The organism is Legionella beliardensis, from assembly GCF_900452395.1.
GTDB lineage: Bacteria > Pseudomonadota > Gammaproteobacteria > Legionellales > Legionellaceae > Legionella_C > Legionella_C beliardensis.
The window spans coordinates 2888946-2910462 of sequence record NZ_UGNV01000001.1 but is presented as its reverse complement, the minus strand read 5'-3'; the positions used below and the strand labels follow the sequence as shown (position 1 = coordinate 2910462).

The window sequence follows — 21517 nt, the reverse complement described above, 5'->3', positions numbered from 1 at the left end:
TAATGTACAATTTCCTAATCTTTTTTTACTCCATGTCTAATGCATTTAAAACAATTAAAATTAACTGGATTTAAATCATTTGTTGATTCGACGGCCATTTCTTTTCCTAGCCAATTAGTTGCAGTCGTTGGGCCTAATGGTTGTGGTAAATCAAATATCATTGATGCAGTAAAATGGGTACTAGGAGAAAGTTCTGCTAAAAACTTACGTGGCGAATCCTTAACTGATGTTATTTTTAATGGTTCAACTAGCCGCAAAGCAGTAGGGCAAGCCTCAGTGGAGTTAATGTTTGATAACTCAATGGGTCGTTTGGGTGGGCAGTATAGTCATTATCAAGAAATTGCTATTAAACGTTTGGTTACCCGCGATGGCGATTCTTTTTATTTTTTAAATGGAACCCGGTGTAGGCGACGTGATATTACTGATCTTTTTTTAGGAACAGGCGCAGGAGCCCGTGGTTATGCCATTATTGGCCAGGGGACGGTCTCTAAATTAGTTGAAGCGCAGCCAGAGGAATTACGCGCTTATTTAGAGGAAGCAGCAGGGATTTCTAAATATAAAGAAAGAAGGCGTGAGACTGTGGTGCGTATTAATCATGCGCGCGACAACTTAGTGCGGGTAACTGATATTAGAGAGGAACTCTCCAAACAGCTACAGCGACTGGAAAAGCAAGCAAAAGCAGCAATACATTATCAAGAGCTTAAGAGTTTAGAGCATAGCTATAAAGCAGAGATCTTGGCACTTAGATGGCAACATCTAAATCAAGAGCAGCTGCAATTAGAGCAGCATCTCAATCATTTATTACTAGAGTATGAGCAACATCAAGCAAGTCTCGCCGAGGCCTCTAGTCAAAATACATCGACCCGCATCCATATGGAACAAGCCCAAGATACGTTGCAAGTATTGCAAGAGCAGTTTTATCAATTAACCGCCGAAATTGCCCGCCTAGAGGAACAGATTCAACGGCAACATCAAGAAAAGCAACGATTATTAGATGAAAAACAGCAAATTCAAATCCAGCAGTGGGAACTAGAGAATCAACTAAAACAGGATAATGAATTACTAAGAGACTATGAGTCCACGGTCAGCAAAATTCAGGCTGATTTAGCAAAATCTCAAAACCAAGCGCTACTAAAGCAGCAAGCTTATCAAACGGTGCAACAAGAAAAGTCACTTTGGCAAACAAAATTTGCTCAAATACAGCAGAAATTAGCGCAAGCAGAGCAGGAAGTACAAGTACAACTTGTACACAAACAACATATAAATCGTCAGCAGCAAGACTTGCAATTGCGGCTTGAAAAAGCTAGAGGACTCCTCATAGCCCTTGACGAAGACATGGCAGTGATTGATTTATCGCAACAAGTGGCTAATTTAACTGCTTTAGAAAGTAAAAAAGAGCAGCAAGAAAACGAGTATCAAGCGTTATTTTTAAACTTAAATGAAGCACGGCAATTGTTAACCCAAACAGAAACAAATTTACATAAAGCGCAGGATGAAGTGCAACAATTAACTACCGCACATGCTGCCCTAATAGCCATGTTAACAGCAGCGCTAGAAGTACATTACCCTGCCTCCACAACAATGCAGCCACGGCTTTTAGAAGTGCTAGTAGTCGACAAAGAATGGCAATATGCTTGCGAAATGGTTTTAAAAGACTACCTACATGCGACTGTTATAGAATCAGTCGATAGTGTTTTAAGCGCTAGTTTGCAATCTTTTGATATGCCCCAGTGTTTTGCAGTCTCTGATATATCTTCTTCCAAGAAAAAGTCCTATCCATGCTTAGCAGAAAAAATGACTGGTAAAATTCCTTATTTCCTACCTAACTTGTATCACATATTTACGGCGGCGACCCTGGCAGAGGCTTGCATGTGGCTGCCTTATATTAATGACGATGAATCCATAATTACACCCGATGGTTGTTGGATTGCTAAAGGGTGGGTAAGGATTGCAGGAAAGGCTCGGGAAGATTCGTTTAGTTTAATAAGTAAGCATGAAGAGTTAAGTCAATTAGAAAAAGCGCTTAAACAAGCTCAGGAAGCGCTAATAATGTTGCAGCAAAAACGTGATGAGCTTTATGTCAATTTAAAAGAGTATGAAGATAAGGCTATTCGTTCTAGAGATGTGTTAACTAGTATTCAGGAAGAAGAACGGGCTGCTAAAGCACAAGAAGAAGCGATGTTGGTGTCGCTAAGTCAACTCTCTCTTAAAAAAGAGGATGTTTTTGCTGAGTGTGAGCAATTAGAAAGCGACTTAATTAATCTAGCCGAACAACACTTTATCATGGAGCAAGCCCTTGCGGCGGCTTTATCACTAAAACAACAATTTAAACAAGAGCAAGAGCAATCTTCTAGCGATAAACATCACTTTGACACAGCGTTTTATGCAGCTCAAATTGAGCTTGATGAAGCGCGCTCTTTAGTGCATCAATTAGAATTAGAAAAAGAGCGTAAGCAATTAATACAGAAACAAACAGCAGCAACTATTCTCAGTGATGAACTTAAATTACGTACTTTAGATAAGCGCCTTAAAGAGATTGACGAGCAATTAGTAGTCATTACAGTTCCTAATGCAGCTTTAGAAGAAAATTTAATAAAGAAATTAACAAACCAGAAAGAGCTTGAGCAGCATCTAATCATGATGCGGGAAAACTTAAGTGTTTTAAAGAAAGAATGTGATGTACAAGAAGCCAAAATTAAAGCAGAAGATAAGCAAATTAAAATTTTACAAGAAAAAATTCAACAACTACAGCTACAACTACAGACATTTCGAGTGCAAATCGGTAATCTATTAGAGATATTAAATGAACAAGGTTTTCAAGCGCAAACACTACTTAGTAAAATCGCACCTGGGATAACCATCTTAGAGCGTGAACAGCGCATTGAAGAAATTGTTGAAAAAATAAATACTCTAGGTGCAATTAATCTTGCAGCCATTGAAGAATATGAAAATGAATCCCAAAGAAAAAGCTATTTAGATGGGCAATATGAGGATTTAACTAATGCTTTAGCCATGTTAGAGGCTGCGATTGAAAAATTAGATAAGGAAACAAGGGCTCGTTTTAAGCAGACCTTTGATGAAATCAATGCGACATTTCAATCACTTTTTCCACGTCTATTTGGTGGAGGGCGGGCTAATTTAGAGTTAACTGGTGATAATTTGTTAGACGCGGGTGTTTTAGTGATGGCTCAGCCGCCAGGTAAGCGTAATAATACCATTCATTTGCTCTCTGGTGGGGAAAAAGCAATGACAGCCGTTGCTTTGATATTTGCAATTTTTCAGCTAAACCCTTCACCTTTCTGCATGTTAGATGAAGTAGATGCACCTTTGGACGATGTAAATGTGAGTCGTTTTTGTGATTTGGTAAAAGAAATGTCACAAGTAGTGCAATTTTTATTTATCACGCATAACAAAGTAACGATGGAATTAGCGAATCATTTAATTGGTGTAACAATGCGTGAGCCTGGTGTATCCCGCATTGTTACAGTTGACGTTGAAGATGCCTTAGCAATAACTGAGGCTTAAGAAATTTCTTTTGATTTTAATGCGTTAAAAAAGGTTAGTGATTAACCCAACGGATGATTGAGGAGTCAATATGCAGGCAAACTTAAGTTTAATACTCAATATAATATTACTTATTGGCGTTGTCATTGCAATAGCGCGTTTGATGAAATCAAAGCGACAAACGAATAATTTAGCGACTTACCAGCCGCCTTTGGGAAAAGTAGAAAATAAATCATTTGATGACATTATTGCTGTGCGTAAAGTGAGTTCTAATTTATTGAATGAAGAGTCTGACTTAACTGATGAAAAAATTAGTGCCAATGAGGAAACAAGTAAAAAGCCAGTACTTGAGGATGAGCCTTTGGAAGCAGAGTTAGCAGCTTCTGCTGAAGCAGGTCCGTCAGTCATGATGTTTTTACTGGCTAAAGAAAATCGCCAACTTGCGGGTTATGAATTGTTGCAAACAGTACTTGCAGCAGGCTTAAGGTTTGGAGAAGGGCATTTGTTTCATCGGCATCAATATTCTAATGGGCAGGGGCCAATTTTATGCAGCTTAGCAGCAGCAACGCCAACAGGAATGTTTGATTTACAAAATATTGGTGGTTTTTCAGTAAGGGGGTTATGTTTATTTATGCATTCCTCAGGCAATTCTACCATTGATAAAGAAAGATTTAATATTATGCTTGATACAGCAAAACAATTAAGCGAAGAACTAGGCACCTTATTGCTTGATGATTACAAAAGGCCATTAACTGAGAAAAGCCTTGCGCATTATCATCAGCTGTTAGGTATTACAGAGAGCTCTAATTTAGAAGTTAAGGCATATGAATCAGTTTAAAGAATTTATATTGCATTTTGCTAACGTTGGTGTGTAAGGTGAATATTACCACACTTAATTTAATTCCTTCCTTGAAACTATGATGAATATTACAAATATAATGCAACAATTGGGATGTCAATATAACGAGCCTATCTCAATAACAGGCGTTTCCATTGACAGCCGAAAAATTTTACCTGGGTATTTATTTATTGCCTTACGTGGCGAAAAATTTGATGGGCATCACTTTATTGCTGACGCACAGGCTAAAGGCGCAATTGCTGTGTTATGTGAAGAAAAAGTTAGTAGTACTATGCCCCAATTTGTGGTGGCTAATACGCTGCAAGCGCTAACTATGATGGCTAAATTGCATCGCAACACCATAACTTGCCCGATTATCGCGTTAACAGGTAGCAATGGCAAGACATCGGTAAAAGAGATGATTGCCTCTATTTTACCTAAACCCGCACACGCAACCCCTGGCAATTTAAACAACCATATTGGCGTCCCCTTAAGTGTGTTGCAGTTAAAGCCTGAGCATCGTTATGCGGTGTTTGAATTAGGTGCTAATCATCCAGGTGAAATCGCACACACCGTAGCCATCGTAGAGCCACAAGTTACCTTAATTAATAATATCGCACCGGCCCATATTGAAGGGTTTGAATCAATTGATGGCGTGGCGCGAGCTAAAGGTGAAATCCATGCAGGGCTTACCGCTGGTGGTACGGCCATTATCAATGATGATGATGATTATGCTCATTTTTGGGATGAGTTATTGGTAGGTAAGCGTATTATTCGTTTTTCATTAACAAATAAAGCAGATGTTTACGCGCGAGATGTGTCATTTAATGATACGGGATTTGCCTCATTTACTTTGGTAACCCCACGAGGCGAGCAGGCAATTACTTTACAAGTGCCAGGTGAGCATATGGTACGCAATGCCTTAGCTGCTGCATCTAGTTGTTATGCTGTTGGCATTTCTTTAAAAGAAATAGCAGAAGGATTAGCGCGTTTTCAAGGGGTATCGGGACGGCTTACTTATTTAAACGGTAAGAATGAGGCGGTAGTTATTGACGATACCTATAATGCAAATTTACGCTCTGTTTTAACTGCGATTGATGTATTAGCTAAACGGCCAGGACGTCGTATTTTAGTTTTAGGTGATTTGGGCGAATTAGGCGCCTGGACCGAGCAACATCATGAAGAAATTGGCTATACCGCCCAACAAAAAGGAATAGATTTATTAATGACTTGTGGTAAACATAGTGTTTTTTCCAGTAAAGCATTTGGTAGTAAAGCTCGTCACTATACAACTCAAGAAGAACTAACAAAAGATTTACTTCCTTGGCTTGATAAAACCACAACAGTACTAGTAAAGGGCTCTCGTTCAGCCGGTATGGAAAAAATTGTGCATGAATTAGTGCGCTAACAATTTAGGCATGTGATATGCTTGCCAATTTTTATACGAAAAAGACACGTGCTCTGAACTAATACTTTAAATTCTACAAGAGGAAAAAATATGCTTTATTGGTTAACGCAGTTAATACAAGGACAGTATCATGCGTTTCGAGTTTTTCAGTATTTAACTTTTCGGTCTATTTTAGCTGCTTTAACTGCGTTATTAGTAGGGCTTTTTTGTGGCCCTGTGATGATTAAATGGCTTAGAAATTTACAACTGGGGCAGGTGGTACGTCATGATGGCCCACAAACTCATTTATCTAAAGCGGGTACACCGACTATGGGCGGTGTGCTTATCTTGGTGGCCATTACCGTAAGTTGTCTCTTTTGGGGCGATCTACGGCAGCCTGCGCTTTGGCTAGTATTATTAATGACGTTAGGGTTTGGGGTTGTAGGATGGATTGATGATTATCGCAAAGTAGTGCGTAAAAATAGTAAAGGATTGCCTGGCCGGTGGAAATATTTATGGCAATCAGTTATTGCAATCATTGCGATTTTATTCCTATATTTTAGCCCCAGCATGCCTTTGCAAACAGAGCTAAGTATTCCTTTTTTTAAAAATTGGTTAGTCACGCTCGGCCCATTTTTTCCTGTATTAGCTTATTTTGTAATTGTTGGCAGCAGTAATGCTGTTAATTTAACCGATGGCTTAGATGGTTTAGCCATTGTTCCTATTGTTATGGTGGCGGGTGCCTTAGGTGTGTTTGCTTATGCTAGTAGTAATGCTGTTTATGCGCATTATTTAAGTATTCCTTATTTACCTAATATTGGTGAATTAACCATTTTTTGCTCAGCAATGGTAGGCGCCGGTTTAGGTTTCCTTTGGTATAATACTTATCCTGCGCAAGTTTTTATGGGTGATGTTGGCTCGCTCGCCTTAGGTGCTGCTTTAGGAATGACAGCGATTATGGTCAGGCAAGAATTGGTTTTATTGATTATGGGCGGTTTATTTGTAATTGAAACCATATCTGTGATTTTGCAAGTTGGTTATTTTAAATATACAGGTGGTAAGCGATTATTTCGTATGGCGCCCTTACATCATCACTTTGAACTTAAAGGCTGGACAGAGCCTAAAGTGATTGTGCGCTTTTGGATTATGACTGTTGTTTTTGTCTTATGTGGTTTAGCGACTTTAAAATTACGTTAGGTGAATCATGAGTCAGTCCATTTATTTAGTCGTAGGTTTAGGCAAGACAGGCCATTCAATTGCTAGTTATTTGCAAAGACGCCAATTACCATTTATTTTTTATGATACTCGTAAGGAAGTAGGTAATTTAGATGAATTTATTCATCATTTTCCTGGGGTTGAGGTCTTTTTGGAAGATTTGCCTGCCAGTGTTTACCCGCAATTAAAAGAAATTATTGCAAGCCCCGGTGTCGCCTTAGATATACCTGTTTTTATGGAAGCTCGACGTTTAGGTATTCCTATTATTGGCGATATAGAATGCTTTGCTAGAGAAGTTAGCGCGCCTGTTATTGCAATTACTGGGACAAATGGTAAATCTACGGTAACGACCTTGGTTGGCGAAATGGCTCGCGCTGCAGGGCTAAAAGTTGCCGTAGCTGGCAATATTGGGTTGCCGGTTCTTGATTTATTGGATAATGATGAACAATATGATTTATGGGTGTTAGAATTATCTAGTTTTCAATTAGATTTACTTTTCTCATTAGCGCCAGTTGCGGCTACTATTTTAAATATTTCCCCTGATCATCTAGATAGGCATTTTACCCTTAACGCTTATATTGCCGCTAAACAACGTATCTATTTACGCTCGAAAGTAAATATTTATAACCGTGATGATAAGCAAACTTATCCTCTTGAAGCTGCAAGGGATGCTAAGTTAATTAGCTATGGTTTAGATGCTCCAGAAGCAGAAAATTGGGGTATTATACAAAAAGATAGCACTTATTTTTTAGCACAAGGTAATAAACCTATTCTTGCTGTTGATTTGCTGCGCTTAAAAGGTAAGCATAATTGGCAGAATGCGTTAGCGGCCTGTGCACTGGCATCGACAGCAGGTATAAAAATAGACGCTATGGTAGCCATTTTAAAATCTTTCTCAGGGCTTACTCATCGTTGCCAATGGGTTAGAACGTTAAATGGGGTTGATTGGATTAATGATTCAAAAGGCACTAACATAGGGGCAACTATTTCCGCCGTTTTAGGAATTGGCGGTGCCATGCAAGGAAAAATAGTTCTGATTGCAGGAGGCTTAGGGAAAGGTGCGGATTTCAGTGAGCTTAAACCAGCGCTTAATCAGTTTGTTCGCGCAGTTATTTTGATTGGAGCAGATGCGCATAAAATTGAACAAGCGATTAAAGGCAGCGTTTCTTCATTACATGCTACAAGCTTAGAAGAAGCCATTGATATAGCTTCTTTACAAGCCAAACCTGGCGATATTGTCTTATTATCACCTGCTTGCGCAAGTCAAGATATGTTTCGCGATTTTAATCATCGTGGAGAAGTATTTATGAACCTAGTAGGTAACTTGTGACTATGCAACCACGTCATTATACGCAACGAGGTAAACCAACAAATAAGCCGTTGGCTTTGTATGATAAATGGTTAATGAGCGCTGTACTTGGATTAATTATTATTGGACTGATGATGGTTGCGTCAAGTTCTGTGATGATTTCGACAAAATATTATCATAATCCTTTTCACTTTTTGATTCGTCAATTTATCTATCTTTTTGTTGGCCTTTTCCTTGCTTTAATTGTAATGCGCATAGACAGTAGTGTTTGGGAAAAAAGTAGCATGCCTCTGCTTTTAATTTGTTTTCTTATGCTCATGGCCGTTCTACTCCCGGGCATTGGTCATACGGTAAATGGCAGCCGCAGATGGTTGTCATTAGGCCCTATTGGTATTCAAGTTTCAGAATTAACGAAATTAATTATGATTTTTTACATTGCCGGTTATTTAGTTCGCCAGCAAAAAACAATTGAAAAATCGATTTTTGGCTTCGTTAAGCCTATGATTATTTTAAGCTTAATCGCTGTGTTACTTTTAATGGAGCCGGATTTTGGTGCGACCGTGGTTATTGCTGGAACAGTGATGGCTATGCTATTTTTAGCAGGCGTGAAATTACGTTATTATGTAGGTCTGCTTATAGGTGTCGTCTGTTGCTTAGCTATTCTCGCTGTCTCTTCGCCCTATCGCGTTGCTCGCTTAACCGCTTTTCTTGATCCGTGGGCTGATCAATTTAATAGTGGGTATCAATTAACCCAATCTTTAATCGCTTTTGGACGCGGAGGTTGGCTTGGGGTAGGATTAGGTGATAGCGTACAAAAATTATTTTATTTACCTGAAGCGCATACAGATTTTCTCTTCGCAGTTTTAGCGGAAGAATTAGGACTTTTAGGTGTTCTATTAGTTCTTGCTTTGTATAGTATACTGGTGCTGCGAGGCTTATCAATCGGTTACACAGCCTACAGCCAAGATCGTTTCTTTTCTGCTTTTACTGCTTATGGTTTGACCTTTTGGCTAGGGTTACAAGCAGCTATTAATATGGGCGTAAATTCTGGGCTACTACCAACAAAGGGTTTAACATTGCCAATGTTAAGTTATGGTGGTGCTAGTGTGGTGGTCAATTGTGTGGTTATTGCTTTATTATTACGCATTGATCACGAGAATCGTTGGCAATCACTTGGATTGCGATCGCCGACTTTATAAAAGGGGAATGTTGTGGAAAGTTTAGGACATTTTCTTCCGCCAAGGATGGGGCGTGTAGAACAAATTCATTTTGTAGGAATTGGTGGTGCCGGTATGTGTGGCATTGCTGAAGTTCTACATAATGATGGTTATCGAATTACGGGTTCTGATATCAGTGAAAATCGTGCTGTGCAACATTTGCAAGCGCTCGGGATTACTGTTTTCATAGGTCATCGAGCCGAGAATATTGTTGGCGCTGATGTTGTTGTGCGTTCTACAGCAATTTTAACTGATAACCCAGAGATTATTGCAGCGCATGAGCAATTTATTCCTGTTATTCCTCGCGCTGTCATGCTTGCTGAATTAATGCGATTCCGTCATGGTATTGCGATTGCTGGTACGCACGGAAAAACAACCACAACAAGCTTAGTCAGTAGCTTGCTAGCGGAAGGCGGCTATGATCCCAGTTTTATTATTGGTGGTAAATTAAATAGTTCTGGTACAAATGCACAGTTAGGTAAGTCGGCGTATTTAGTTGCAGAAGCCGATGAAAGTGATGCATCTTTTCTTTACTTAAAGCCTATGATGGCTGTGGTTACTAACATTGATGCTGATCATATGGGAACTTACAATAATAATTTTGATAATTTACGTAATACTTTTATTGAGTTTCTACATCACCTACCTTTTTATGGGCTTGCTGTGGTATGTCTTGAAGATGAAGAAGTAAGGCGTATCATGCCAGCAATCGAGCGACCAACATTGACCTATGGTTTTCGTGAAGAAGCGCATTATCGCGCCGTGAGTTGGACTCAAAATGGGCTATTAAGTGAATTTACAGTACAAAGGCCAAGCCCGCATCAACCATTAACCATTAAATTTCATTGGCCAGGTCAGCATAATGTTTTAAATGCTTTAGCTGCAATTACAATAGCAACTGAGTTAGGTGTGGATGACAACTCAATCATCCAAGGTTTGGCAAAATTTCAAGGGGTCGGCCGCCGTTTTCAAATACTTGGAGAGAGAAAATTTGAAAAAGGTAAGGCAATTATTGTAGATGATTACGGGCATCACCCAAAAGAAATTATCTCAACACTTAAAGCATTTCGCCAAGTTTGGCCTGATAAACGCTTAATTCATGTTTTCCAACCCCATCGTTATAGCCGAACGCAGGCTCTGTTTGAGCAATTTGTTAATGCATTAGGTTTAGCAGATCAATTATTATTAATGGATATTTATTCAGCTGGCGAACCAGCAATTCCTGAGGTATCTAGCCAAGCACTGCTGGCAAAAATACGCATAAAATGTCCAAATGCGCAGTTAGTTAATGAGAAAAATCTTAGCCAGACGTTAGATGAATTAGTGACAGATAATGATGTTATTTTAATGCAAGGTGCAGGTAATGTAGGGCAATTAGCAGTAAGTCTATTGCAAACTTTACGAGAAACAGCATGAATAATAATTTAAATTCAATAGATAACAGGGGTTATCAAGGCCAGTTGCTGTTTAATGAATCATTAGCTTCATATACGACGTGGCGTGTAGGAGGCAAGGCACGACAGCTATATAAACCAGTTAATATTGATGATTTAGCATCATTTCTTAAGCAACTTCCCCCGGGAGAGCCTATTTTATGGTTAGGATTAGGCAGTAATTCACTAATTAGAGATGGCGGTTTTGCCGGAACAGTTATCCTAACTCAAGGGTGTTTAAAAGAAATAGCTATTTTGAATGAAAATTATATACGTGTTGAAGCGGGCGTTTCTTGTGCAACCATGGCTAGGTTCTGCGCTCGTAATTCACTCTCAGGTGGTGAATTTTGGGCGGGTATACCAGGCACCATGGGCGGGGCTTTACGTATGAATGCTGGTTGTTTTGGCAGTGAAACTTGGCAATTTATTGCTGAGGTAGAAACAATTAATCGCCAAGGTATTCGACGTATTCGTAAGCCAGAAGAATTTACCATTGCGTATCGTCATGTTGACGGTTTAGCCGAAGATGAATGGTTTGTGGCGGCAACGTGTAAGCTTGTTAAAGGAGAAAAAGAAAAATCCTTGCAAATGATTAAAGAATTGTTAGCACACCGAGCTAATACGCAGCCAACAAATGAATATAATTGTGGTTCAGTCTTTAGAAACCCTCCTGCCAATTATGCAGCTATTCTTATTGAGTCGTGTGGACTTAAAGGCAAGCAACTAGGAGGCGCCACTGTCTCTACTAAGCATGCAAATTTCATTATTAATCAAGAAGGGCAGGCGTCAGCAAAGGATATTGAGGCGCTAATTATTTTGGTTCGCGATACTGTCAGCCAGCAAACCTCAATCGAACTTATCCGTGAAGTACATATCATTGGAGACCATTAATGTCTAAACTTATTAACCTAGCCCTCTTATACGGAGGTAAGTCAGGCGAGCATGAAATCTCTTTAATTTCTGCAGCATCTGTTTTATCTGAACTTGATAGTACTAAATATAATATTATTCCAATAGGCATGGATAAAGAAGGTCGTTTTTATTTAAATGAATATACTGACTTATTAGCCTTTAAAGAGCGTTTACCGGTTGTAACTCCCCGCTCTAAACCGCTTGCTAATTTTCTTTTAAATGGTTATCCAGCCATTGATGTTGACGTTGTTTTTCCAGTTGTGCATGGGCCATTGTATGAAGATGGTTGTTTACAAGGGCTATTAAAATTAGCTGGTGTTGCCTATGTTGGTTGCGATGTTTTATCTTCAGCAATTGGTATGGATAAAGACATGGCTAGACGCTTAGTCTGTGTAAATGGTGATATCCATTGTGCTCAATACCGGGTTTTATCTTGGCATAGTAATCATGCTGAAAGGCAGCAATTCTGCCAGCAAGTTAGTAGTGAGTTGGGCTGGCCCTTATTTGTTAAACCATGTTCTCTAGGCTCAAGTGTTGGTACTCATAAAGTAACTAATTTAGACGCTTTGTACTTAGCAATAGAGGATGCATTTCGTTATGATGACACCATCCTTGTGGAGGAATATATTAACGGACGTGAAATTGAACTTGCGGCCCTTGAGAATTTAAAGCCAAATAGTACGCCTCACGTAAGTATTGCAGGTGAAATAAAAGTTAATCACCCAGATGGGTTTTATTCTTACACTGCTAAATATTTAGAAAGTCACCAAACAGAATTGTTTATACCAGCGAATTTAACATCTGATTTGCTAAGTCAATTACAAAAAATAGCTGCTGATATTTTTATTCATTTAAAGTGTAAGGGCATGGCGCGAATTGATTTTTTTGTAAATGAAGAATCAGGTAAAATTTATTTCAATGAAATAAATACGTTACCCGGATTTACCTCAATTAGCATGTATCCTAAGTTATGGCAGGCAAGTGGATTAGAATACCCAGCACTTTTAGATCAATTAATTAATCTAGCGTTGGTGCATCAAAATTGCCGAAAAAACTTAGTAACAAGCTATCAATAATTAGGTGGTTTTTCGTTTAATATAATTAATTATTTTATACATATCATTAAATAGGCAAGAGAGAGATGAGTGCGCATAAAGGCCAATTACGCTATGCAAGTTTGCTGACTTTTTTAGTTCTTTGTGCACTTTGCCTTGCTGCTCGATTAATTTATTTATTTATTGCTGACGCAGAACGTTTTCCCATTAATACAGTTAAAATAGCAGCTGCTTATAATCATATTTCTCATAAGCAATTAGAATCTATTTTAGAAGAATTTGGTGACGCTAGTTTTTTTTCATTATCAGTTAATCGCCTACATGCTGCCTTTTCCTCTTTAGCTTGGATTAAGCATGTTCAAATAGAGCGGGTTTGGCCAGATACTTTAAAAATTAAATTAATAGAAAAAAAACCCATTGCAATTTGGAATAATGCAATGCTTACTGACGAGGGCGAAATATTTGATGGCGGAACTGAACTAGTTGACCCATTATTGCCGCAATTAAAAGGACCTGCGAATCAGTATCAACAAGTCTTACAAGTTTTTAAAAAAATGAGTAAGATATTAAATAACTATGATTTATATGCAACAGCTTTAGAATGGCGTGAAAATGGTGCTTGGGACCTCACACTTTCTAATGGGATTCAGTTGCGATTGGGTAAACGCGATCTTGAAATGAGAATAAATCGATTCTGTAAGGCATATCCTGCCGTTTTTGCAGGCGTTTTATCAGATAAGCCAGAACAAATGGCAAGCGTTGATTTACGTTATCCGCGTGGCATGGCGGTGCAATGGAAAAAATAACGGGAAGATAATGGCTAAAAAATCAGAAAGAAATATCATCACCGGCTTGGATATAGGTACCTCAAAAGTTGTTGCTCTAATAGGTGAAGTGACGCAAGATGGCGCTATTGAAATTATCGGTATAGGTCGTCATCCCTCCCGAGGATTAAAGCGAGGCGTTGTTGTTGATATTGAAGCAACAGTTAATTCAATTCAACGGGCTGTACAAGAAGCTGAACTTATGGCAGGTTGTGAGGTACGTACTGTTTATGCGGGTATTGCAGGAAGTCATATACGTAGCCTCAATTCACATGGGATTGTTGCCATACGTGATCATGAGGTTTCGCCGGCAGACGTAGAGCGTGTTATTGAAGCGGCAAAAGCGGTTGTTATTCCTGCTGATCAGAAAATTTTACATATTCTGCCGCAAGAATTTATCATTGATAACCAAGGCAGTATACGTGAACCAGCTGGCATGGCTGGTGTGCGTTTAGAAGCAAGAGTACATATTGTAACTGGGGCTGTGAGTGCTGCGCAAAATATTGCAAAATGTGTGCGTCGTTGTGGCTTAGAGGTAAGCGATATTATTCTTGAGCAACTGGCCTCAAGTCATGCCGTATTAACTGATGATGAAAAGGAACTTGGTGTTTGCCTAATTGATATTGGTGGCGGTACGACCGATATTGCTGTTTTTGCAGCGGGCGCTATCCAACATACAGCGGTTATTCCAATAGCAGGTGATCAGGTCACCAATGATATTGCCATGGCTTTGCGTACCCCCACAAAGGCTGCAGAAGCCATTAAAGTGAGGCATGCTTGTGCAATGCCGGAATTAGCAAGTGATAATAACATGATAGAGGTAATGAGCGTAAACGAACGGCCAGGGCGTAAAATATCTGCTAAAGCGCTTGCGGATGTTGTTTCTGCTCGTTATGAAGAATTATTTTATTTAGTAAGAAATGAATTACGACGTAGTGGTTTTGAGGACAGAATTGCAGCAGGTATGGTGATGACTGGGGGTGGCGCAAGTGTACAAGGAGGCATTGAGCTAGCAGAGATGACATTTGAAATGCCTGTCCGCCATGGTTGTGCACACCATGTGTCTGGTTTAGCTGAAGCGACAGCTAATCCTGCTCTTGCGACTGGCGTTGGTCTGTTATTACATGGTTATAAGCAGCAGTATGAAGGTGGATATAGTGCACCTATTTTAAATGATACAAGCAAAAGCGTTTGGTCGCGAATGAGGGAATGGTTTCAAGGTAATTTCTAACCTAGTTAACGCAAGTTAGATATCAAATTACAAGATAGATGCTGACTAAAATTAGCGAATTAGGTTTAACGAATCGACAGAATTTAGAGGAGAGGCAGTAATGTTTGAATTGACGCAATGCCAGGAGAACAGTGCCATTATCAAAGTAGTAGGCGTTGGCGGCGGTGGCGGTAACGCTCTTGAGCACATGGTAAGTGAAAATATTGAAGGTGTAGAATTTATTTGTGCAAATACTGACGCACAAGCTTTAAAAAATTCAAGTGCTAAAATCCATATTCAATTGGGTGAAGAATTAACGAAAGGATTAGGCGCAGGCGCTAATCCTAAAATTGGTCGTGAAGCTGCGGAAGAGGATAAAGAAAGAATTCGGGAAGTTCTTGAAGGCGCAGACATGGTATTTATTACAGCAGGTATGGGCGGAGGCACAGGTACTGGCGCGGCACCTGTATTTGCTGAAGTAGCTAAAGAATTAAATATCCTTACAGTCGCTGTAGTAACCAAGCCTTTCTCATTTGAAGGCAAGCAACGTGCCTTAGCGGCAGATGAAGGTATCCGGCGCTTAGCAGAGCATGTTGATTCTTTAATTACCATTCCTAATAATAAACTGTTAAGTGTTTTAGGTAAAAATATTACACTTTTAAATGCATTTAAAGCAGCGAATAATGTGTTACTTGGCGCTGTGAAAGGGATTGCCGATCTAATCACTAGACCTGGTTTAATTAACGTTGACTTTGCTGACGTAAGAACGGTAATGTCTGAAATGGGTATGGCCATGATGGGCACAGGTAGCGCTACAGGCGAACAACGCGCCCGCCAAGCTGCTGAAGCAGCAATTGCTTCGCCGCTGTTAGAAGATGTCAATTTTTCTGGTGCAAAAGGCATATTGGTCAATATTACTGCTGGATTAAATATGTCAATTGGTGAGTTTGAAGAAGTAGGTGATGTCGTTAAAGAATTTATTTCTGATGACGCTACAGTTGTAGTAGGCACTGTGATTGATCCTGACATGACGGATGAGATGCGGGTAACAGTCATTGTTACAGGCTTAGGTGGAAGTGAGCGCGTAAGAGCACAAGGAGGTACTTCTAAAGCAAGAATAACAGACTCAATGCGTTTGGATGGTTCGCTTGATTACCATCAATTAGATAGGCCTGCTGTCATGCGCAAACAAGCCTCAGTTGCGGCTCCCGTTGCGAAGAAGCCTGCTGAATCCTCTGTTCCAGATGTCGATTATTTGGATATTCCAGCTTTCTTGCGTCGACAAGAGGAACGGGTTGATGAATAAGAAGTAGTGTCAAGCTGCTTCTTAACAATCAAGAAATTAGACTAGCCAATAAATTTTTGCTATTCTGGAACTGTCTGTTGCCTAAAAATAGGTTATCAATAAGGTGATCACCGAATGATGAAACAAAGAACTCCTAAGAAAATGGTTCAACTGACAGGCGTTGGTTTACATTCAGGTGAAACTGCCGAGCTTAAAATAAGACCTGCCCCAATTAATACGGGTATTGTTTTTAGACGTGTTGATTTAAATCCCGTTGTTGAAATCCCAGCCTGTTACGATAATGTTAGCGATACCATGCTTTGCACGTCACTACATTATAATAATGTTCGTGTTGCTACAGTTGAGCATTTACTCTCAGCCTTAGCAGGCTTAGGCATTGATAATGCCTACATCGATATTAATGGCCCTGAGATTCCTATTATGGATGGAAGTGCTGCGCCCTTTGTATTTTTAATACAGGCCGCGGGAATTCGGGAACAAAGTGCTGCTAAGCGGTTTATCCGCATTTTAAAACCCATTCGTGTAGAAGACAAAGGTAAGCATGTGCAATTTTTGCCATATAATGGGTATAAGATCTCGTTTACCATTGATTTCGATCATCCCGTATTCAATGATAGACCACAAATGGCAAATTTTGATTTTTCTACCACGTCTTATGTAAAAGAAGTTTGCCGCGCTAGAACATTTGGATTTCTTTCAGATTATGAAAAATTACGTGAATGTGATTTAGCAAAAGGCGGTAGTTTAGATAATGCTATTGTCGTAGATAATTATCGCATCTTAAATGAAGACGGTTTACGTTTTGAGAGTGAGTTTGTAGCGCATAAAGTATTAGATGCTATTGGTGATTTATACTTGCTTGGCTGTGGTTTAATTGGTGCTTTTGAAGGCTATAAATCAGGGCACGAATTAAATAATCGCTTATTGCGAGAGTTAATGGTTCGGCAAGATGCATGGGAATATACTTATTTTGATGCTGAAATTTATCAGCCCGCTTTTGGATTTAGCACTATTCCTGTTGAAGCGTAGTAGTTATAGGTGACTGTAATAAAAAGTCTTAAACAATCTAAGGTTTAAATAAACAAGCCTAAGGCTCATCTGCTAAGCGATATAACGCTTCTTTTAACGGACTATAGTGACATAGATCACCTATATTTCGAATGGTATGACGCGTTTTAGGAGAAATAGGTTGACCTTTTAAAGGTTTTCTAGTGTTTTTCACATCCTGAGATTGTGTGACATGTACATTAATATTGATTAATTGATAAAGGCCGGCTTCTTTCCGTAAGTAATCCCGTAACTCAGGTATAATATAGCGAATCTCAGTAGCCCACACAGCATCGTCAGTGATAAGGAGAAGACATCCCTTATTAAAACTACCTGCATAGCAATGAGGTTGTAAATGAGCGGGAATAAACTGAGCTAATTTAGAATTAAGGCTATCTAACTGCATAACTTGTTGGCAAAGAGTAACTAATTGCTTATTTAAGCAACGATTAATAGGACGCATAATTACCTTAATTTAGAAAAGGATAAAATGATTAGTGTATTTAATTTTCAAATTTTAGCATAATGTCACTCGAAGGAAAGTTTAAGATTTTTTTTAATTCTTTTAAGATATTGATGGTTTTAATACATTTAACTATCTAAACGATAATGATTGACTTATTCATGAGTGAGGTTACTGATGGCGAACATGGCGGGTGATAACGTCGTATATATTGCAAAACTTCATTGGCTTCTTTTTCTCTGGCCTGGCCTTTTAACAGCAATTGGCTTGTTTTTAGGTATACAAGTAGAACAACTCAAAGAAGTTGCTTTAGTCATTGTCATTATCGGTGTAATCTGGTTATTAATTACCTGGGTGCATTATCACTTTTCCTCATTAGTCATTAAAAAAAAGCAAGTGCTGCTGCGCAAAGGGGTCTTAGTAAGGCAAACAGTCGATATTCCTTTAAATAAAATTGAAAGCATTAATATTAGCCAATCATTGTTAGGCAGTATCTTTAATTATGGCTCAATTACTATTATTGGGACAGGCGGTACGAAACAAGATATTAATTTTTTAAACAAGCCTTTAACCTGCCGGCGTTATATTGAGCAACTTATGAATGCGGACTGAGCATTGGGCTTGTAATTTTTTTAATCAAGAAATAATTACCATTGCTGCATTACAAGGTGGTTTACAACATCATCTTGACTTAATTAAGTTAGCAGATGGTAGTCAATGGGTTTGTAAAGCATTTTCTAGTCGAACTTGGTTAGGTCAGGTAACTTACCAGCAATTATTAGCAACAGAAAAAATAACCAGCCTTATAGCTGACGAATTGAACCTAACTTATCGCGCTTTATGTCCTGTAAATAGCTCACCTATTTTAACCCTAAAAAAAGGGTATGGAATAATTCGCCCTTTTTATGAAGGAAATATAAGCTCTATTATCTCAATTAGGCAAGCGCATATCCTTGGCGGGGTATTAGCTCGTATTCACTTATTAAATTTAACGACAGAAAATGCCTTGCCATTTCCGGCTATAAATTGGCCAAAGACTACTCCTTGCCCAAATTGGCTGCGAGACATTATTAATCAATGCAATGCCAGCTTAGCCGCCGAGTCCTGGTTAGTTAGTCATCGAGACATTCATGCTACCAACATTGTTTGGCAAGCTCACAATAGATTACACCTAATAGATTGGGAAAGTGCAGGCCTTATTCATCCAGGCATTGAGTTAGTAGGGCTTGCCTGTAATTGTGCCGGTATCACTCGTGGTTATTTCTCAGAGCAGTTATTTTTAGCAACGCTACAAGGGTATAGGCAGTTTAGAGCTATTCCAGCGATAGCAAATGATGATTGGCATTTAATTTGGCAGAGCTGGCTTTTATGGTATCGCTTTGTTGTTAAACAACAGTTAAGTGAGGAAATATTGGCTACTGAAACTACATTACACCTACTTAAAAATAAGCAAAATTGCTTAAGACACCTTTATAAAAGCTAAGTTAAATGAAGCTATAGTGAGCCAAATTTAAATGATTTATATTTTTTATTTTTAAAAAGTTTACTTTTATTATTTTTTTTTATTATTCTTTAGCAAAGTATAAGGTGATTAATTTAGAAAAAATACTCGCTAAATTAAGTACTTATACTTATTGTAAAAATATCAAACAATTAATCTATTCATTTTAATTAACCAAGGATCGAAATGGTAATAAGAAAAGTTCAATTACAAAAAAGAATCTTAATTTTGGGTTTTGGCAGTATTGGACAAGCGATCTTACCGTTACTTTTTCGACATTTAATCTTTCAGCCTGAACAAATAACAATCATTAGTAAAGACAATGAAGGGCTTAAAATCGCACAACAATTTCAAGTTAACTTTCACCATCAAACCATCACTGAAGAAAATTATTATGAAATCCTCGGAGGATTCTTACAAGAAGGTGATTTTTTATTAAATCTTTCTTTAGGTGTTTCAAGTGTTGATTTGATTAAACTTTGTCAAGAGAAGGGTGCCTTATATCTTGATACCTGTTCTGAGCCCTGGGATGGAATTTATCTAGATGGCTCTATTGCACCTGCTTTGCGAACCAATTATGCGCTTCGTGAAGAGGTTCTTAAGCTTAAAGATAAAGCAAAAAAGACAGCGGTGATTACCCATGGTGCTAATCCGGGTTTAGTATCTCATTTTGTTAAACAAGCGCTTTTGAATATGGCAAATGATACGGGTATAGCTATGTCTCGTTTAGAAACAGCTACTGACTGGGCAGAGCTTGCGCATCGTTTAGAGATTAAAAGTATTCATATTGCAGAACATGACACTCAAACCACACGCCAGCCTAAAAAATCTGAAGAATTTGTTAATACTTGGTCTGTAGATGGTCTTATTTCTGAAGGTTTACAACCTGCCGAGTTAGGCTGGGGCACACATGAACGTCATTGGCCACGAGACGCAGAGCAGCATAAATTTGGGCCTAAATGCGCTATTTATTTGAAGCGACCAGGTGCTGCTACCCTTGTTCGTACTTGGACACCATTAGGCGGTGCATGCCATGGTTTTTTAATTACCCATGCTGAAGCGATTAGTTTAGCAAATTATTTAACGTTGCAAGATGACCAAGGCGTTTATTATCGTCCAACCGTGCATTATGCGTATAATCCTTGTCCAGATGCTGTCTTGTCTTTATATGAATTATCTGGCAATTATTTTGAGGCCCAAGAGAAAAAACGCTTAATTGTTGATGAAGTCATGGAGGGTATAGATGAATTAGGCGTATTATTAATGGGTAACAGCAAAGGCGCTTATTGGTATGGCTCGCAACTCTCAATTCAAACAGCCAGAGATTTTGTGCCCTATAATAATGCCACTAGTTTACAAGTTGCTTCGGGCACGTTGGCAGGGGTGCTTTGGGCTTTAGAGCATCCAGATTGTGGTATAGTTGAGCCTGAAGATTTAGATTATCGTTATGTTTTAGATATTGCCGAGCCTTATTTAGGTAATTTAGGGGGGTATTATACTGATTGGACGCCCTTACAGAAACGCAGTGAATTATTTGCTGAGGCAATAGATCACAGTGATCCATGGCAATTCCTTAATATTCGGGTAAATTAAGCTATAATCAAGCGAAGGTATCCTTTTATTTGGACGGTTATGCCTAATCTTAAAATTTTCCTAACAGCCCTAATGCTATTGGGCTGTGTTAATGTGTTTGCTATGCGTTGTGGCAATGCATTAGTTTATGAAGGAGATAGTAAGTTTTTAGTTTTAAGAAAATGTGGCGAGCCTTTAGCAAAAGATGTCTATCAAGATCCCAACCTTTTAATCAATCAATTTAATGTACCTTACGGTATTGCTACGGATATTTATGAAGTTTGGACTTATCAATTTTCATCAAATGAATTTATCTATGAAGTCTTATTTCAAAGCGGGCGCGTAGTAATGATTAATACTAGTCGGGGTATTTAGTAGTAAATTTAAACAATGTAGCAACTTAAGTTTCAAGCGATTGAACAAGCGTATTTGATTCATTTTGATAAAAAATAATTCAACAAATAGCTTGGCTTCTCCACTTTCTTCGCCAGCCGAGCGCCACTTAGAGCTACAATTTCGGTTTTTACCAAAACTGTCATCTCTACAGGCAGGAATCCATGTTAGTTAAAAATCCTGCTAGTCAAAAATCGTTTGTCATCTCCGCGCAGGCGGAGATCCATTCTTAAAGTTAGCATCATGTCAATGCGAGCCATGGATGCCCGTCTACACGGGAATGACAAAAAGTAAATAATAATTGTATGGCGCTGGATTATATGAATTTGGT

Annotated in this window: 18 protein-coding genes; 17 read left to right on the top strand and 1 reads right to left on the bottom strand. The window is 38.8% G+C overall.

Features of this window, described 5'->3' with window-relative positions:
- Positions 1-39: 39 nt before the first annotated feature.
- The 13 genes from smc to lpxC all read left to right on the top strand — a co-directional run bounded on the left by smc (position 40) and on the right by lpxC (position 17239).
- The gene (gene smc / locus DYE47_RS12820; RefSeq protein WP_115303735.1) at positions 40-3525 is read left to right on the top strand and encodes a chromosome segregation protein SMC; all 3486 of its coding nucleotides are present in this window, start codon (positions 40-42) and stop codon (positions 3523-3525) included.
- A gap of 70 nt (positions 3526-3595) precedes the next feature.
- On the top strand, positions 3596-4342 hold the full coding sequence (locus DYE47_RS12815) for a cell division protein ZipA C-terminal FtsZ-binding domain-containing protein (protein ID WP_115303734.1): 747 nt from the start codon (positions 3596-3598) through the stop codon (positions 4340-4342).
- Positions 4343-4424: 82 nt separating this feature from the next.
- On the top strand, positions 4425-5750 hold the full coding sequence (locus DYE47_RS12810; RefSeq protein ID WP_115303733.1) for a UDP-N-acetylmuramoyl-tripeptide--D-alanyl-D-alanine ligase: 1326 nt from the start codon (positions 4425-4427) through the stop codon (positions 5748-5750).
- Between the two features lie 90 nt (positions 5751-5840).
- Positions 5841-6926, top strand: a complete 1086-nt coding sequence (gene mraY / locus DYE47_RS12805; RefSeq protein ID WP_115303732.1) for a phospho-N-acetylmuramoyl-pentapeptide-transferase — start codon at positions 5841-5843, stop codon at positions 6924-6926.
- Between the two features lie 7 nt (positions 6927-6933).
- A complete protein-coding gene (gene murD / locus DYE47_RS12800; protein WP_115303729.1) occupies positions 6934-8274 on the top strand; it encodes a UDP-N-acetylmuramoyl-L-alanine--D-glutamate ligase in 1341 nt (446 codons plus the stop codon).
- Between the two features lie 2 nt (positions 8275-8276).
- Entirely contained in the window at positions 8277-9452 is a 1176-nt protein-coding gene (ftsW, locus tag DYE47_RS12795; RefSeq protein WP_115303728.1) for a putative lipid II flippase FtsW, read from the top strand.
- 45 nt (positions 9453-9497) lie between these two features.
- Complete coding sequence (gene murC / locus DYE47_RS12790) at positions 9498-10886, top strand: UDP-N-acetylmuramate--L-alanine ligase (RefSeq protein WP_115304092.1); 1389 nt, start codon at positions 9498-9500, stop codon at positions 10884-10886.
- Positions 10883-11794 (top strand): UDP-N-acetylmuramate dehydrogenase, encoded by a 912-nt coding sequence (gene murB, locus DYE47_RS12785; RefSeq protein ID WP_115303726.1) that lies wholly within the window; start codon positions 10883-10885, stop codon positions 11792-11794. Before murC ends, murB begins: the two co-directional genes overlap by 4 nt.
- Positions 11794-12891, top strand: a complete 1098-nt coding sequence (locus DYE47_RS12780; protein ID WP_115303723.1) for a D-alanine--D-alanine ligase family protein — start codon at positions 11794-11796, stop codon at positions 12889-12891. Before murB ends, DYE47_RS12780 begins: the two co-directional genes overlap by 1 nt.
- A 65-nt stretch (positions 12892-12956) precedes the next feature.
- Positions 12957-13676 carry a cell division protein FtsQ/DivIB gene (locus DYE47_RS12775; RefSeq protein WP_115303721.1) on the top strand — a complete coding sequence of 240 codons (720 nt, stop codon included), beginning with the start codon at positions 12957-12959 and terminating at the stop codon, positions 13674-13676.
- A gap of 10 nt (positions 13677-13686) precedes the next feature.
- Positions 13687-14925: a cell division protein FtsA gene (gene ftsA, locus DYE47_RS12770; protein WP_115303720.1), complete on the top strand. Its 1239-nt coding sequence runs from the start codon at positions 13687-13689 to the stop codon at positions 14923-14925.
- A 100-nt stretch (positions 14926-15025) separates the two neighbouring features.
- Positions 15026-16210, top strand: a complete 1185-nt coding sequence (gene ftsZ / locus DYE47_RS12765; protein ID WP_115303718.1) for a cell division protein FtsZ — start codon at positions 15026-15028, stop codon at positions 16208-16210.
- A gap of 114 nt (positions 16211-16324) precedes the next feature.
- A complete protein-coding gene (gene lpxC / locus DYE47_RS12760) occupies positions 16325-17239 on the top strand; it encodes a UDP-3-O-acyl-N-acetylglucosamine deacetylase (RefSeq protein WP_115303716.1) in 915 nt (304 codons plus the stop codon).
- Positions 17240-17297: 58 nt separating this feature from the next.
- Here lpxC and DYE47_RS12755 read toward each other — a convergent pair whose 3' ends face one another.
- On the bottom strand, positions 17298-17720 hold the full coding sequence (locus tag DYE47_RS12755) for a DciA family protein (protein WP_115303714.1): 423 nt from the start codon (positions 17718-17720) through the stop codon (positions 17298-17300).
- Between the two features lie 174 nt (positions 17721-17894).
- On the opposite strand from DYE47_RS12755, the gene DYE47_RS12750 reads away from it, so the two are divergent.
- The 4 genes from DYE47_RS12750 (at position 17895) to DYE47_RS12735 (ending at position 21168) form a co-directional block, all read left to right on the top strand.
- Positions 17895-18332 (top strand): PH domain-containing protein, encoded by a 438-nt coding sequence (locus DYE47_RS12750; protein WP_423202374.1) that lies wholly within the window; start codon positions 17895-17897, stop codon positions 18330-18332.
- On the top strand, positions 18322-19203 hold the full coding sequence (locus DYE47_RS12745) for a phosphotransferase (protein WP_115303712.1): 882 nt from the start codon (positions 18322-18324) through the stop codon (positions 19201-19203). The genes DYE47_RS12750 and DYE47_RS12745 overlap by 11 nt, the downstream gene beginning before the upstream one ends.
- Positions 19204-19407: 204 nt before the next feature.
- A complete protein-coding gene (locus DYE47_RS12740; protein ID WP_115303710.1) occupies positions 19408-20814 on the top strand; it encodes a homospermidine synthase in 1407 nt (468 codons plus the stop codon).
- Positions 20815-20853: 39 nt separating this feature from the next.
- Positions 20854-21168: a DUF2845 domain-containing protein gene (locus tag DYE47_RS12735; protein WP_115303708.1), complete on the top strand. Its 315-nt coding sequence runs from the start codon at positions 20854-20856 to the stop codon at positions 21166-21168.
- Positions 21169-21517 lie beyond the last annotated feature (349 nt).

Coding starts and splice junctions, on each gene's coding strand:
- smc (WP_115303735.1), top strand. CDS start 40: ATGCATTTAAAACAATTAAAATTAACTGGATTTAAATCATTTGTTGAT.
- DYE47_RS12815 (WP_115303734.1), top strand. CDS start 3,596: ATGCAGGCAAACTTAAGTTTAATACTCAATATAATATTACTTATTGGC.
- DYE47_RS12810 (WP_115303733.1), top strand. CDS start 4,425: ATGAATATTACAAATATAATGCAACAATTGGGATGTCAATATAACGAG.
- mraY (WP_115303732.1), top strand. CDS start 5,841: ATGCTTTATTGGTTAACGCAGTTAATACAAGGACAGTATCATGCGTTT.
- murD (WP_115303729.1), top strand. CDS start 6,934: ATGAGTCAGTCCATTTATTTAGTCGTAGGTTTAGGCAAGACAGGCCAT.
- ftsW (WP_115303728.1), top strand. CDS start 8,277: ATGCAACCACGTCATTATACGCAACGAGGTAAACCAACAAATAAGCCG.
- murC (WP_115304092.1), top strand. CDS start 9,498: ATGGGGCGTGTAGAACAAATTCATTTTGTAGGAATTGGTGGTGCCGGT.
- murB (WP_115303726.1), top strand. CDS start 10,883: ATGAATAATAATTTAAATTCAATAGATAACAGGGGTTATCAAGGCCAG.
- DYE47_RS12780 (WP_115303723.1), top strand. CDS start 11,794: ATGTCTAAACTTATTAACCTAGCCCTCTTATACGGAGGTAAGTCAGGC.
- DYE47_RS12775 (WP_115303721.1), top strand. CDS start 12,957: ATGAGTGCGCATAAAGGCCAATTACGCTATGCAAGTTTGCTGACTTTT.
- ftsA (WP_115303720.1), top strand. CDS start 13,687: ATGGCTAAAAAATCAGAAAGAAATATCATCACCGGCTTGGATATAGGT.
- ftsZ (WP_115303718.1), top strand. CDS start 15,026: ATGTTTGAATTGACGCAATGCCAGGAGAACAGTGCCATTATCAAAGTA.
- lpxC (WP_115303716.1), top strand. CDS start 16,325: ATGATGAAACAAAGAACTCCTAAGAAAATGGTTCAACTGACAGGCGTT.
- DYE47_RS12755 (WP_115303714.1), bottom strand. CDS start 17,720: ATGCGTCCTATTAATCGTTGCTTAAATAAGCAATTAGTTACTCTTTGC.
- DYE47_RS12745 (WP_115303712.1), top strand. CDS start 18,322: ATGCGGACTGAGCATTGGGCTTGTAATTTTTTTAATCAAGAAATAATT.
- DYE47_RS12740 (WP_115303710.1), top strand. CDS start 19,408: ATGGTAATAAGAAAAGTTCAATTACAAAAAAGAATCTTAATTTTGGGT.
- DYE47_RS12735 (WP_115303708.1), top strand. CDS start 20,854: ATGCCTAATCTTAAAATTTTCCTAACAGCCCTAATGCTATTGGGCTGT.